The 13409-nt window shown below is 73.0% G+C and carries 15 protein-coding genes; 12 read left to right on the top strand and 3 right to left on the bottom strand.

Annotated elements, in window-relative coordinates; genetic code table 11:
• The first annotated feature begins 68 nt into the window (after positions 1–68).
• Positions 69–905, top strand: coding sequence for a hypothetical protein (locus AB0K82_RS04430; protein WP_364392610.1), 837 nt, complete (start codon positions 69–71; stop codon positions 903–905).
• Positions 906–908: 3 nt separating this feature from the next.
• On the opposite strand, the gene AB0K82_RS04435 is transcribed toward AB0K82_RS04430, so the two are convergent.
• Positions 909–2438 (bottom strand): ATP-dependent DNA ligase, encoded by a 1530-nt coding sequence (locus AB0K82_RS04435; RefSeq protein ID WP_364392612.1) that lies wholly within the window; start codon positions 2436–2438, stop codon positions 909–911.
• A 210-nt stretch (positions 2439–2648) separates the two neighbouring features.
• Here AB0K82_RS04435 and AB0K82_RS04440 point away from each other — a divergent pair, with 210 nt between their 5' ends.
• Positions 2649–3452, top strand: coding sequence for a hypothetical protein (locus AB0K82_RS04440; protein ID WP_364392614.1), 804 nt, complete (start codon positions 2649–2651; stop codon positions 3450–3452).
• Positions 3453–4044: 592 nt separating this feature from the next.
• On the opposite strand, the gene AB0K82_RS04445 is transcribed toward AB0K82_RS04440, so the two are convergent.
• Entirely contained in the window at positions 4045–4449 is a 405-nt protein-coding gene (locus AB0K82_RS04445) for a hypothetical protein (protein ID WP_364392615.1), read from the bottom strand.
• A gap of 217 nt (positions 4450–4666) precedes the next feature.
• On the opposite strand from AB0K82_RS04445, the gene AB0K82_RS04450 reads away from it, so the two are divergent.
• The 10 genes from AB0K82_RS04450 to AB0K82_RS04495 all read left to right on the top strand — a co-directional run bounded on the left by AB0K82_RS04450 (position 4667) and on the right by AB0K82_RS04495 (position 12602).
• Entirely contained in the window at positions 4667–5332 is a 666-nt protein-coding gene (locus AB0K82_RS04450; RefSeq protein ID WP_364392616.1) for a class F sortase, read from the top strand.
• Positions 5333–5400: 68 nt separating this feature from the next.
• The gene (locus AB0K82_RS04455) at positions 5401–5829 is read left to right on the top strand and encodes a CBS domain-containing protein (protein WP_364392618.1); all 429 of its coding nucleotides are present in this window, start codon (positions 5401–5403) and stop codon (positions 5827–5829) included.
• 134 nt (positions 5830–5963) lie between these two features.
• The gene (locus tag AB0K82_RS04460; protein ID WP_364392620.1) at positions 5964–6713 is read left to right on the top strand and encodes an alpha/beta fold hydrolase; all 750 of its coding nucleotides are present in this window, start codon (positions 5964–5966) and stop codon (positions 6711–6713) included.
• Between the two features lie 9 nt (positions 6714–6722).
• Positions 6723–7679, top strand: coding sequence for an NAD-dependent epimerase/dehydratase family protein (locus tag AB0K82_RS04465; protein WP_364392622.1), 957 nt, complete (start codon positions 6723–6725; stop codon positions 7677–7679).
• Positions 7676–8866, top strand: coding sequence for a glycosyltransferase (locus AB0K82_RS04470; RefSeq protein ID WP_364392624.1), 1191 nt, complete (start codon positions 7676–7678; stop codon positions 8864–8866). Before AB0K82_RS04465 ends, AB0K82_RS04470 begins: the two co-directional genes overlap by 4 nt.
• Positions 8867–8937: 71 nt before the next feature.
• Positions 8938–9666: a hypothetical protein gene (locus AB0K82_RS04475; RefSeq protein WP_364392626.1), complete on the top strand. Its 729-nt coding sequence runs from the start codon at positions 8938–8940 to the stop codon at positions 9664–9666.
• The gene (locus AB0K82_RS04480) at positions 9663–10019 is read left to right on the top strand and encodes a hypothetical protein (RefSeq protein WP_364392628.1); all 357 of its coding nucleotides are present in this window, start codon (positions 9663–9665) and stop codon (positions 10017–10019) included. Before AB0K82_RS04475 ends, AB0K82_RS04480 begins: the two co-directional genes overlap by 4 nt.
• Positions 10019–11119, top strand: coding sequence for a glycosyltransferase family 4 protein (locus tag AB0K82_RS04485; protein ID WP_364392631.1), 1101 nt, complete (start codon positions 10019–10021; stop codon positions 11117–11119). The genes AB0K82_RS04480 and AB0K82_RS04485 overlap by 1 nt, the downstream gene beginning before the upstream one ends.
• Positions 11116–11739: a hypothetical protein gene (locus AB0K82_RS04490; protein WP_364392633.1), complete on the top strand. Its 624-nt coding sequence runs from the start codon at positions 11116–11118 to the stop codon at positions 11737–11739. The genes AB0K82_RS04485 and AB0K82_RS04490 overlap by 4 nt, the downstream gene beginning before the upstream one ends.
• Entirely contained in the window at positions 11736–12602 is an 867-nt protein-coding gene (locus AB0K82_RS04495) for a hypothetical protein (protein ID WP_364392635.1), read from the top strand. The genes AB0K82_RS04490 and AB0K82_RS04495 overlap by 4 nt, the downstream gene beginning before the upstream one ends.
• Before the next feature lie 31 nt (positions 12603–12633).
• On the opposite strand, the gene AB0K82_RS04500 is transcribed toward AB0K82_RS04495, so the two are convergent.
• Positions 12634–13350: a DUF2993 domain-containing protein gene (locus AB0K82_RS04500; protein ID WP_364392637.1), complete on the bottom strand. Its 717-nt coding sequence runs from the start codon at positions 13348–13350 to the stop codon at positions 12634–12636.
• Positions 13351–13409: the final 59 nt, after the last annotated feature.

Here is a 13409-nt window from a genome sequence, read left to right on the forward strand (position 1 = left end):
TCCCGAGCCGGCAGTGACCACCGACGTCAAGCGTTATCACAGACCGGAATAGGTCATGATGAGGACGTATGACGTCGGGGGCCAACGTGAAGGGACTGTTCACCGAGCGGGTCGTCCAGAGCGGGCGGCTGCCGCTGTTCTGCTTTTTCGTGGCGTTCATCGTCACGTTCGTCATCGTGCGCATCAACGTGCGGCTGATCCGCGCCAAGGTCCGCTGGTGGTTCAAGAACGTCGAGGTCGGTGACCTCCACATCCACCACGTGGTGTTCGGCGTCGTGCTGATGCTCATCGGCGGGGTGGCCGGGTTCTGCATCCCGGACGCCTACACGGGCTGGTACGCCCTCGCGGCCTCCGTCTTCGGGGTGGGGGCCGCCCTCGTCCTCGACGAGTTCGCGCTCATCCTGCACCTGCGCGACGTCTACTGGATGGAGGAGGGGCGCGCCTCCGTCGACGCGGTGTTCATCGCGGTCGCGGTGACGGGCCTGATCCTGGTGGGCGTCCGCCCGATCTGGCTCAGCGACGTCCATGATCTGCGGCCGGACGCGACCGTCTCCGTCGGCGTCTTCCTGGTCGTCCTCGCCAACATCCTCATCAACCTCGGCCTGGCCATCGTGACCCTCTTCAAGGGCAAGATCTGGACCGGGCTGCTGGGCCTGTTCCTGCCGGTGGTGCTCATCTTCAGCGCGTTCCGGCTGGCCCGGCCGGGCTCCCCGTGGGCCCGCTGGAGGTACCGGCCGGGCACGCGGAAGTTCCGGCGGGCGCTCCGCCGTGAGCAGCGCATCCGCCGTCCGATGATCCGGGCGAAGATCTGGGTCCAGGAGTTCATCGCGGGCCGCCACGATCTGATCGCCCACGAACGGACCGTCAGCCCCCGGCGCCGTCTGGACCGCGGCGGCCGCCCGTAGTGATCAGACCGGGAAAGGGGCGACGGCGCGCACGTCGGCGAAGGTGTCGGCCTCGGCGGCGGTCTTGTCCGGGCGGTGGCGGAGCACCCGCGCGAACCGCAGCGCCAGTCCGCCGGGATAGCGCGGGCTGCGCTGCACGCCGTCGAAGGCGATCTCGACGACGAGCTCTGGCCGTACGTAGACCGTGTAGTCGTCGCGGTGCGTCTCCAGCGCGAGCAGCCGCTCGGTCTGCCAGGCCAGCATCTCGTCGGTCAGGCCCTTGAACGTCTTGCCCAGCATCACGAACCCGCCGGTCTCCGGGTCGCGGGCCCCGAGGTGCAGGTTGGACAGCTTGCCCCGGCGGCGCCCGTTGCCCCACTCGACGGCCAGGACGACCAGGTCGAGCGTGTGGCGGGGCTTCACCTTGATCCACCCGGCGCCGCGCCGGCCGGCGGTGTACGGCGTGTCGAGGGACTTGACCAGCACGCCTTCGTGACCGTGCGCGAGGGCGTCGTCGAAGAACGCGCGGGCCTCGTCGACGGAGGCGGTGACCAGCCGCGGCATGCGCAGCGCCTCGGGGACGACCCGGACCAGCGCCTCGTTGCGCTCGGCGCCCGGCAGGTCGATCAGGTCCTCGCCGTCGAGGTGCAGCACGTCGAACAGGAACACCGACAGGGGAACGTCCTGCCCGCCGCCCGGTCGTACGCCGTGGCTGGCGGCACGGGCCGAGGTGACCTGGAACGGGTGGGGCCGGCCGTCGTCGCGCAGTGCGATGAGCTCACCGTCGAGGACGGCGGTGTGGGCGGGCAGCGCGCCGAGCGCGGTGACGATCTCCGGCAGCCGCCCGGTGATGTCGTCGAGCGTGCGGGTGAACAGGCGCACCTCGCCCTCGGACACGTGCGCCTGGACCCGGATGCCGTCGAGCTTCCACTCCACGGCGGCGGGGCTCACCTTCTCCAGCGCCGCCTCGACGGACGGCGCACTGGCGGCGAGCATCGGCTTGACCGGGCGCCCGACCTCCAGGCCGAACGCGCGCAGCCCCTCCCGGCCCTCGGACAGCGCCGCGTCGGCCACCGCGCCGAGCGAGCCGCGGAACATCACGGCACGGCGCACGTCGGCCGCCGGCACGTCGGCCGCGGCGGCGATGGCGTCGGCCATCACGCCGTCGAGAGCGCCCTGGCGCAACTCGCCGGAGAGCAGACGGAGGAGGAAACTCTGCTCGGCGGTGGTCGCTCGGGAGAACAATTCTCCCACCAACTGTCGCCGGGCGGTGACGGAACCCTTACCCGAGACCGCGCCGATCGCGGTGAACGCGGCGTCGACCTCGTCCACGGTGAGGGCCGCCTCCGTCGCGGCGGGCGGCAGGTCGCGAAGCGTCGCCCAGCCGACGCCGATCTGGCGTTGCGGCAGCTCACCGGAGAGATACGCCACCGCGATCGCCGTCTCCTCCGGCTCGGCGTCCCGTAGGCAGGCGGCGAGCAGCTCGATCTTGGCGCGTCGGCCGGACGTCGCGGCGACGGCCCGTGAGGTCTCGGTGATCTCGCTCAACAGCACATTCCATTCTGACGCCGGGGACCGACAATCGGGTGAGCCCGTCCCGGAGGACCGGCGGCCGGGCACCGGTGGCCGGAGGAGGAGGCGAAGAACGGCATGGCGTCACACTTGCCGGACACGTATGAGTCTGGTTTTGGAGTGGAATCGCCGGTTACGGTCGCATCGAGCCGACATCCCGGGCCGTCCGGGGAACACGAGTGGGGAGAAGGATTGGGACTGCCGCGGCTGCCGGAACCGTTCCACCGGGTCTACTCGCCCCCGGAGGCGCCGAGGGCGAAGAGCCGCCGGCCGCGTACGGCCGGTGTCGTGGCCGCCGCGTTCGTCGTGGTGGCGATGGGCCTCGCCGCCGTGGCCGTCCTCGTGTTCGGCCGTGGGGGAGCCCGCCCGGGGGCGGCGCCGGCCCGCTCCCATCCGGCCACGGCCCGCTCCCATCCGGCCACGGCCCGCTCCCATCCGGCCACGGCCGGTTCCCGGGCGGCCGACACGCCCGCGAGGACCGCGCAGCCGCCGGTGTTCGCGAGCCTGCCGCAGGCGTGCTCGATCCTGCCCGCCGACACGGTACGGCGGCTGGTGCCGACGGCCGCCCCGAAGATCGACAAGATGGGTGCGGAGACGGCGGGCGTCTGCAAGTACTCGATGACCGACGGGGGCCGCTACCGCGCCGTACAGGTCGACGCGCGGGCGTTCCTGCCCAAGTACATGCACGACCAGGCCACCGGTATGACCGTCTGGTCGTTCGAGGCGCAGTGGCGGCAGGCGCAGAAGGACCGGACGGCCGACACGAGCTCGCTGCGCCGGATCGGCGGCCTCGGCGACGCGGCGTTCGAGCGGTTCTGGATCGACCGGGACGTGCGGATCGCGGTCGGGGAGGCCACCGTGCGGTACCGCGACATCATCCTGCGGGTCCAGTACACCGAGGAGCAGCCGGCCGACAAGGACCGGCCCGCCGCCGAGCAGCGGTGCCTGGCCGACGCCATCGCGGCCGCCCGCGCGGGCCTGGCCTCGCTGCACTGATCCCGGACCGGCACCGGTGCCGACACCCGGGAATGTCCGAAAAATGAGTGAAACGGCTTCTTGTCGGCGTTCGATGCTTGATTTCGCGTGAGGTGGTCGCCTCTCGCTTGAGTCGTGCCTTGTGCGACTCTCGCGGCCGCCCATCGGCCGATTCGGCGTGACCGGCCACTCATCCGCGCATAACGACCGATGTGGGGCGGAGAAGCGCGCTTGGTCGGGGTTGCGCTCGCGGGTGTCGACCGTCTCGATCGCGGTGACATGGCAGGTCAGCGCGCATGTCCACGGTGCGCGTCGGGCGGTGTCGGTTGTGCGGCAAATCCGCTTAATGGGACCAAGGTCGGCTGATTCCCTACTCGTTGAGAATGGCGGTATGGCCGATCCGACTAAGCGTCCATCTCGCACCGTAATCATTTCATCAAGAGCATAGAGACTTAGGTCGCGGTGTCGGTGATGGGGGAATGAGGGGAACGGTGGCGATGCCGGCAGCCAGGGAGCAGTCCGGGCTGCCGCTGACATCAAGGGGGTACTTATGAGGGTCGAACTCCTGACCCTGACAACCGCTTCAGCGGCCGCTCTGACGATCGGGCTTGCTTCACCCGCTCTTGGCGCGGCGTTCCAAAGCGATGCTCAGGCGGGGCTGCACCACCGGGCGCAGCACCTTGCCGTCCAGACGGGGGCCCACCAGGCGCTGAAGGCCGAAGGTGCGCACGGCGCGGCCCTCCGCCGGGGCGGCGACGATGACGACGGTGACGGTGACGGTGACGGCCGCGGTGACGGCGACGTCGGCATCGCGCAGCACCAGTTCCGTCACCGGCACCACGGCATCATCGGTGGCCCCTTCGCCTTCGGGGACGAGGGGGGAGGTGGCTGTGACGACGAGAGCTGTGGTGGAGACGGCGACCACGCGTCCGGTGAGGAAGAAGGCGGAGGCTGCTGCGCCGGCGGCGGTGGCGGCGGCAAGGAGGTCGTGAAGAAGATCCGCGGACGGGTCGTGCACGCTGTGCCCGGCCAGGTCAGCGCGATTCCTCGTGGCGCCGCGCCGACCGGTTTCGGTGGCAGCCAGGGAGCGAGCGTGCCGATGGGCGTCGCCGGCCTCACCTTGATCCTGGGCGGCGCGGGGCTCATTGCCCGCCGGCGGATCCGGACCGGTGCCCGTTCATAGCCGATCATCGCGATCACGTGGCGGCCGTCTCCGCGGCGGGGCGGCCGCCGGGTTGATCGCTACCGGGGCGGCGGTCCTGTGGTTCGACGCATGTCAGCACACAGGGCCGCCGCGACCGGACCCGCACGCCGCCCGGTCGGGCGCGGCGACCAGCCCGCCGGCCGGGCCGGTCCTCAAGGCGGCGGTGCCGCTGCGCGTGGACGTGCCGCGCGTCGGGATCCACTCGCGCCTGATCCGGCTCGGCCTCCAGCACGACGGCTCGCTCGAGGTGCCGCCGCTGTCGCGCGCCCAGTTGGCCGGCTGGTACGAGAAGGGCCCGTCGCCGGGGGAACTCGGACCCGCCGTGCTCGTCGGCCACGTCGACACGAAAAAGGGGCCGGCCGTCTTCTTCCGGCTCTCGAGCCTGCGCCCGGGCGACCGGATCGAGGTCACCCGCGCGGACGGGAAGGTGGCGACCTTCAGCGTGGACTCGGTGGAGCGCGTCCCCAAGAAGCACTTCCCGACGCAACGGGTCTACGGGAACCTGAGGTTCGCCGGGCTCCGCCTGATCACGTGCGGTGGCGACTTCGACGGCCATAGCTACAAGGACAACACGATCGTCTACGCCCACCTGGCCATGAACCGCCGGACCGGCGCGCCCTCCGCCACCGCGACACCCACCGCGGGCGGCTCACCGGAGGCTCCCCGAACCACCGGCCGGGTTTCGCATAAGCCGTGACGTTTCCTCGAAGAGGGAGGATGCTTGGCGTAATGCTGCCTGGTCACGACCGGTCGGGAGGTCGACAGATGCGAATTTCGGAGATCCTCCGCGCCAAGGGCGCGGACGTCGCGACGATCGCCCCGGAGGCGAGCGTACGGCGACTCCTCGCGCTGCTGGCGGAGCGCAACATCGGCGCCGTCGTCGTGTCGGCGGACGGTTCCACGATCGAGGGCATCGTCTCGGAGCGTGACATCGTCCGGCGGCTGAACGAACGGGGCACGGACCTGCTCGACGCCCCGGTGTCGTCGATCATGACGAGCCCGGTGCGCACATGCGATCCCGGCGACGCCGTGGACGGGCTGCGCGGCACGATGACCGAGCACCGCATCCGTCACCTGCCGGTCGTCCGCGACGGCCGCCTGGTCGGGATCGTCAGCATCGGCGACGTCGTCAAGAGCGCCATCGCCGAGCTCGAGACCGAACGCGAACAGCTCGTCGACTACATCAAGCGCTGACCCCTTCCCCGCGCCCGGCCCGCCCGGTACGCCACCGGTCGCCCGGTCAGTCACTGAGCCGCTCGGTCCACCACCGAGCCCACCGGGGGATCCGGTCGCCGTCGTTCCGGGCGGGGGCGGGCACGATGGACCACATGAGCGTTGAGCCCCTCACCCTGCATGCGATGGACGGCGTCCGGATCGACGCCGGCCACCTCCCCGGACCGGACGGCCTGTGCCTGGTCCTCGCGCACGGGTTCACCGGCGCGTGGCGGCAGCCGACGACGCGGCGGATCGCCGCGGTGCTCGGCGAGGTGGGCGGCGTCATCGCGATCGACTTCCGCGGCCACGGGCGGTCCGGCGGCCGGTCCACGGTCGGTGACCGGGAGATCCTCGACGTCGACGCGGCGGTCCGGCACGCACGCCATCTCGGGTACCGGCACGTCGGGCTCGTCGGCTTCTCGATGGGCGGGGCCGTCGTCGTCCGGCACGCGGCGCTGCACGGCGGCGTCGACGCGGTCGCCGCGGTCAGCGCGCCGGCCCGCTGGTACTACCGCGACACCAAGCCGATGCGCCGCGTGCACTGGGCGATCGAGCGCCGGTCGGGCCGCCTGGCCGCCCGCCTCGTCAAGCGGACGCGGATCGCCGGCGGCACCTGGGCGACGGTTCCCGCGGCGCCGCACGAGGTCGCCGGGCGCATCGCGCCAACACCGCTGCTCGTCGTGCACGGCGACCAGGACCCGTTCCTGCCGGTCGAGCACGCCGAGCAGCTCTACGCCGCGGCCCGCGATCCCCGCGAGATGTGGATCGAACCCGGCTACGGCCACGCCGAGAGCGCCGCGACCCCGGCGCTCATCCGCCGGATCGGACAATGGGCCGCATCTCAGGCGAGGACCGTGCACTAAGGTGCGCACGTGCGGGTGGTGGTGACGGGGGCGGCCGGATTCATCGGCGGCCATGTGGCGGAGGCGTTCGCCGGGGCGGGCCATGAGGTGCTCGCCGTCGACGCGCTGCACCGGTCCGCCGCGCCGGAGGCCGCGCGGGCCACCTGGGCGGCGCTCGCCGACCGGGCCGGCGTCACGCTCGTCGAGGCCGACCTGGCGGCCGACGACCTGACCAAGCTCGCCGACGCGGACGTGGTCGTCCACCTGGCCGGCCGACCCGGAGTGCGCAGTTCCTGGGGTGCCGGGGAGGCGGCCACCGAGCGCGACAACGTCACCGCCACGCGGCGGCTGCTCGCCGCCTGCCTGGATCCGGCGGCCGGTCGCCGTCCGCGCGTGGTCGTCGCGTCGAGCTCCTCGGTGTACGGCTCCGCGGGCGACCGCCCGCACCGCGAGGACGATCCGCCGCGTCCCGCCAGCCCGTACGCGCGGAGCAAGGTCGCCGTCGAGCACCTCGCCGCGCGGGCGGTCGAGGAGGGCCTGCCGGTGGTGACGCTGCGGTACTTCTCGGTGTACGGCCCGCGCCAGCGCCCCGACATGGCCTTCCACCGGTTCGTCGAGGCGGCGCGGCACGACCGGCCGCTGCCGGTCTTCGGGGACGGCCGGCAGTCCCGCGCCTTCACGCACGTCGCCGACGTCACGGCCGCGACGCTGGCCGCGGCCACCGCCGACCCGCCGCCGGGGAGCGTGCTCAACGTCGGCCATCCCGAGCCCGCCACCGTCCGGGACGCGATCGACCTCCTCGCCGGTCTCCTGGGCGTACGTCCGCTGGTGCGCGAGTACGCGCCGGCGGCCGGCGACGCGACCCGTACGTGGGCGGACACGGCCAGGGTCGAGCGTCTGCTCGGCTGGTCCGCCCGGATCGGGCTGGCCGAGGGCCTGGCCGACCAGGTCGGGTGGCACCGCGAGCGTACGGAGCGGGCGGGATGAGTTCCGAGACACCGGCGGCCGTCCGCGCCGCCTACTTCGCCTTCGACCGCTTCCCATCGAGCAAGGGGTCGGCCGTGCACATCGGGCACATGACGGCCGAGCTGTTCGCCCGGTTCGACGGCGGCCTGCTCGGCGTGCTCGGCGGCGGGCCCCTGCCGCGTTACCAGCGGGAGGCGGGCGGCATCGAGATCGCGCGCTTCGGCGAGCAGATCCCCAACCTCCTCGACCGCGCCGAGGCGTTCTCCCGATGGGTCGCCGCGCACGTGGAGCCGCACCGCGAGACCCTGCGGATCTGCCACGTCCGCGATCCGTGGAGCGCGCTGCCCGTGGTCACCCCTCCCGGCCGGGGATATCGCGTCGTGTACGAGGTCAACGGGCTGCCGTCCGTCGAGCTCGCGCACACCCACCCGTCGGTCACCCCCGCCACCCTGGCGAAGGTCGCCGACCTGGAACGGCTCTGCCTGGAGGGCGCCGACGCGATCGTGGTGCCCTCGCGCGTGATCGCCGGGGCGCTGTCCCGCCGGGGCGTCCCCGAGACGAAGGTCCACCTGGTGCCGAACGGCGCCGACGTGCCCGCCGTCGCGCCACGCCCGGACGGCGCGCCGGAGCGGTACCTGGTCTACGTCGGGGCGCTGCAGCCGTGGCAGGGCGTCGACGTGCTGCTGCGGGCGTTCGCCCGGCTGGCGGACCTGACCGATCTCCGGCTGGTGGTCTGCTCGTCGGTGCCGGAGCGCCGGGCCCGTCCGCTGCGCCGCCTCGCGGAGCGCCTCGGCGTCGCGGACCGCCTGCTCTGGCGGTTCACGCTCCCGCACGCGGAGGTGGCGGCCTGGCTGGCGGGCGCCGCGATCTCCGTCGCGCCGCTGACCGCCTGCGCGCGCAACCTCGACCAGGGCTGCGCGCCGCTGAAGATCCTGGAGTCGATGGCCGCAGGCGTCCCGGTGGTCGCCTCCGACCTCCCCGCCGTACGAGAGATCATGACCGACCGGGAGCACGGCCGGCTGGTCGCTCCGGACCGCCCCGCCGAGCTGGCCCGCGTGCTCCGCGTCCTGCTGGAGTATCCGGACGCCGCCCGCGCGATGGGCGAACGCGGCCGGCAGCGGATCGAGGCCGACCTCACCTGGCCGGCGTCCCGTGCCCGGCTGTCCGCGGTGTACGACGCCCTGACCTCTCCTGTCGCGCGCCGCTGACCCGGACCGTGGAGGCCGAACATGCCATATGAGGCTTATCGCGGGCGATATCCGGTTGGTATTGTCCGCCCATGTTCTGGCGGAAGACACGGGCGGCGATCGAGCGGTTCCACCCGGTGCACCAGGGGCTGATCCTGCAGCGCACCGCGTCCGCCACGCTCCCGCCGGCGGAGTGGGACGCCGTCGTGGCCGGCCTCGCCCGGCACGCCGAGACGGTGAAGCGGCGGAAGTGGCGCCTGCCGGACCGGGCGGTGCACGTGGTGGTGCCGCTGATCAGGGTGCTGTGCGAGGACGTCGCGCCGAACGGCGCCATCGGCATCACCGCCGACCTGCGCGGCCCCAAGGTGCCCGAGAAGACCGGGCCGAGCCGGCGGTTTCCGGGGCGCGGGCGGGTGCGCAGCATCACCGAGTGGTTCGCGCAGGACCCCTGGCTCACGGTGCGGGCCGAGCTGCGGGACGGCAGCATTCTGGAGCTGGCCGTCACCGACCGGGTCCGCTACCGGAAGATCCACAAGGTCAATCCGCGCGGCAAGCACAAGCACAAGACGAAGACCAAGACCGTCCAGCGGATCACCGCCCGGCGCACCCTGCAGCCCGACCAGAACGTACGGCGGCCGGACACCCCGCCGCCACCGTCTCTCGCGGTGCGCGTCAAGTCCGCCAAGCGGACGGCGATCACCGCGACGACGAAGCTCGGCCCGGCGCCCGCTCTGGACGACCAGGTGCGGTGGATCCTGGCGGTGGCGACCGAGCCGTTCCGGTGGACGCCGCCGACGGCGCCGGTGAGGAGGACCGCGTGAACCCCTGCGCCGTGACGACCGGCTTCTTCGTGCTCGGCCGGTGCGGCCGGCCGTCGGTCACCGTGTGCCGCTGCGGCCGTCCCGTCTGTGGCCATCACGTCGACCCTCAGGGGCTGTGCCCCGAGTGCGCCGCCGCGCAGGCCTACGAGGACCCCTTTCACCCCGGCTGGGCCCGCGGTTACCGCCGGCACTACTACCAGCAAAGCTCCGGGCAGTACAACGACCCGATCTGGTACTCCCGGTTCGACTCCTATGACCGCGGTCAGTTCGACGCGGGCGACGGCTTCGACACGGGCGGCTACGAGGGCGACGGCTTCGACGGCGACGACGGGAACGACTGGGTCGACAGTTGATGCGCGTCCTGTGGATCACCGAGCACTACCCGCCGAGCCGCGGCGGCATGGCGGAGTCGTGTGACCGCATCGTCCGCGGCCTGCGCGCGGCCGGCGTGGAGATCGACGTGGCACACCTGACCCGGCGGTCGCGGCCGTGGCGGGTGGAACGCGAGTCCGGCGGGCGGCTGCTCGTGGTCCCGCTGGAGGACAATCCTGAGCACGCGCTGCGCCGGCTGTGGACCGAGCTGCACGGCGAGGAGTACACCCACGTCGTCGCGTTCGGCGGCACGTACGCCCTGGTCGGCGCGCCCGTGCTGGCCGCCTGGCTCGGCGCGCCCCTGATCACGCTGCTGCGCGGCAACGACTTCGACACCGGCGTCTTCTCGCTGCGCCGCCGTGAGGCGCTGCTGACGGCGCTGCGCGCGTCCGCCCGCGTCTGCGTGGTCGCCCGGTCGCACGGCCCGCTGGTGTCCGCACTCGTCCCGGACACCGCCGTGACCTGGGTCGCCAACAGCATCGACACGGCCGACTGGGAGGTCCTGCCCTCCGAGCGGGCCCGCGCCCGGGAGTGGCGGGCGGCCCACGTGGAGCCGGGGCGGCGCGTGCTCGGCCTCGTCGGTCAGCTGAAGAACAAGAAGGGCGTCGGCCTCCTGCTCGACGCGCTCGCCGCCTCCGGGCACGTGTCGGCCTTCCACCTGCTCCTCGTCGGCGAGGTCGAGGACGGGATGGAGGAGCGGCTGGCCGCCGTGCCGCACACGCGGATGCCGTTCCTGGACCGGTACGAACTGCCGGGCGTGTACGCGTCCTGCGATCTGGTCGCGCTGCCGTCGTTCTACGACGGGCTGCCGAACGTCTCGCTGGAGGCCGCCGCGCTCGGCGTACCGCTGCTCGCCTCCGACGCCGGGGGCCTGGCCGACCTGGCCGACGAGGAGATCGGCTTCACGTTCCGTGCGGGCGACCCGCACGGCTGCCGCGCCGCCGTCGACCGGGCCGTACGGGCGACGGACGAGGAGCTCGCCAAGCTGGGCGCGGCGGCGTGCGAACGCGTGCGCCGGGACTTCACCCCGGCGGCCGAGACCGCCGGATACCTGGCGGTCCTCACGGAGACCGAAGCGTGAGGCGTACGGCGAGCGGTCTGGTGGCGGCGGTGCTGCTGGTCGCCGGCTGCTCCGGTGGCGGGGGCGGCGACCGTACGACGACCGCACCACCACCGTCGCCGACCACCGCCTCCGCCGCGCCGGCGTACCTGCGCGTCACGACCGCCGCCGGCGGCCCGCTCCTGCTCATCGACACGACCGGTGGGACGACGCGGATCACCAGCAGGCTCGGCGGCGCGTCGGTCACCATCACCGGCGCGGCCGGCCGGTACACCGAGGGCGGCCGGGTGGTGGCCGTGGTGAAGCCGTCCGCCGACGGCGTCAAGCTGAAGGACACCGCCGGACGTACGCTGTGGCGCGTCAAACTCGCGGGCGGCAAGGTGCGGATCCGGCGCGGCGAGTCCGACACGCGGTACGAGTTCCGGCACGAGGCGGACGGCCGGATCAAGGTGGAGCAGGGGGAGACGGAGGTCGGCGACGTCCGGCCCCTGGAGCAGGGCGCCAAGGTCGAGACCGGGGCCGACGCGACCGTCGCCCGCTCCGGCACCGCGCCGAGCATCGGCCTGGCGGTCCTGCTCTGCCGCGAGGTGCCGCCGGACCTGCGGGCCGTACTCGCCGCCGCGCTGGTGTCCCGGCTTTGATCGTCTGCTACGCGCAGGGCGGGGGCCTCGGGCACCTCACTCGCATCCGGGCCTACCTGCACACCCGCGAGGTGGGCGACGAGCCGGTGACGATTTTGACCGGTTCGCCGTTCGCCGGCGACCCGCGGGTCGTGGCCGGCCGCCCGGTGCTGTCCGCGCCCGCCGGGCTGGACCGGGACGCGCTCACGCGCTGGATCGGCGGCGCCCTGGCCGGACTGCGGCCGCGCGAGCTCCTCGTCGACGCCTTCCCCGCGGGGCTGTCCGGCGAACTGAGCGCCGCCGTCGTCCCGGCGGGCACCCGCGTCGTGCACCTCGCCCGGCTGCTGCGCTGGGACGCCTACCGGCCGCTGCTGCCCGCCGATCCCCTCGAGTTCGCCGAGACCCGGCTGGTCGAGCCGGTGGGCGACGCGCACCGCGCGTACCTTGAGGCGGTGTCGTCCGCGGTCGCGCCGCTGACGCTGGTCGACCCGCCGGAGCCGGAACCCGCCGTTCCCATCGCGCCCGGCGGCTGGCTGATCGTGCACTCCGGGCCGGTCGCCGAAGTGTCGGAGCTCGTCGCGTACGCGCTGGACGTCGCGGTGCTCGACGGCGCGCGTCCGAGCCTCACGCTGGTGTCGCCGAGCCGTCCGGACGGGCTGCCGCCGGGGATCGCGCACCATGACGTCTATCCGGCCTGGCCGTTGTTCGCCGGGGCGGACCGGATCGTCACCGCGGCGGGCTGCAACGTGGTCCGCCAGTTGGCCCGATGGCCGGAACGGCACCGGATGCTGCCGTTCCCGCGCCGCTTCGACGACCAGTACGCCCGCGCCGCCCGCGCCCGCCGTTCGGTCTCCCACGGCCTGTCTCAAAGTCCCCGTCCGTAGCGAGCGGCGCGGGGCAGGCCCCAGGGCCGGTTCAGCCGCTGAAGGTGATGTGCGCGCCGGAGACGTGCAGTTCCACGCCCTTCGTGGTGACCGACAGGCTGTCGAACGTGAGGCCGAGCGGCAGGCCGCCGACCGGCACGGTGAAGTCGAGGTCCTGGTCCAGGTCGGAGAGGGAGAATCCCTCGGCCGACAGCGGGTGGACGCGAATCTGGTCCCGGCCGACCTTGGTGACCTGCCAGACCACCGTCCCGGAGGCGATGCCGAAGTCGACGTCGCCCTTGACCTTGTCGGGACCGGCCGCCGTGAACCGTACGCCGGGCTCGTCGGAGGTCTTGGCCAGCTCGCCGAACCCGATCGTCGCGGTGCCGTCCACTCTGGCGAGGGAGCCCTTGCGGAATCCCGAGTCGACGCGCACGTCGCGGACGTCGCCCTCGATGCGGCTGATGGTGATCGGCCCCGCCCGCACGTCGCGGGCGGTCAGGTGGGCGTGCGGGAAGTGACGGTTCAGGACCTGGGTGACGAAGGGGATGCCGCTGATCGTCACGTTGGGCCGGGCGCCGAACCCCTGCTTCTGGATCTCACTGGAGATGCGGCTCTCGGCGTACGCGGCGGCGATCCGGTCGAGGGCGACCAGAAGGCCCAGCAACACGAGAAGGACGACCAGCACGACGACCAACGGCCGCCGCCGGCGGCGCCGTTTCGCCGGAAGGCCGTCCGGGCGGGTCATATCGCTGTCGTAGGCGCTCATTTGACGGTGATGGAGGTCGCCATGATGTTCAGCAAATTTCACCGCGGGGGAGTCGTCAA

Origin of the sequence: Actinoallomurus sp. NPDC052274, assembly GCF_040679475.1 — a bacterium.
Lineage (GTDB): Bacteria > Actinomycetota > Actinomycetes > Streptosporangiales > Streptosporangiaceae > Actinoallomurus > Actinoallomurus liliacearum.

Coding starts and splice junctions, on each gene's coding strand:
- AB0K82_RS04460 (WP_364392620.1), top strand. CDS start 5,964: ATGAGCGTTGAGCCCCTCACCCTGCATGCGATGGACGGCGTCCGGATC.
- AB0K82_RS04455 (WP_364392618.1), top strand. CDS start 5,401: ATGCGAATTTCGGAGATCCTCCGCGCCAAGGGCGCGGACGTCGCGACG.
- AB0K82_RS04485 (WP_364392631.1), top strand. CDS start 10,019: ATGCGCGTCCTGTGGATCACCGAGCACTACCCGCCGAGCCGCGGCGGC.
- AB0K82_RS04470 (WP_364392624.1), top strand. CDS start 7,676: ATGAGTTCCGAGACACCGGCGGCCGTCCGCGCCGCCTACTTCGCCTTC.
- AB0K82_RS04430 (WP_364392610.1), top strand. CDS start 69: ATGACGTCGGGGGCCAACGTGAAGGGACTGTTCACCGAGCGGGTCGTC.
- AB0K82_RS04475 (WP_364392626.1), top strand. CDS start 8,938: ATGTTCTGGCGGAAGACACGGGCGGCGATCGAGCGGTTCCACCCGGTG.
- AB0K82_RS04500 (WP_364392637.1), bottom strand. CDS start 13,350: ATGAGCGCCTACGACAGCGATATGACCCGCCCGGACGGCCTTCCGGCG.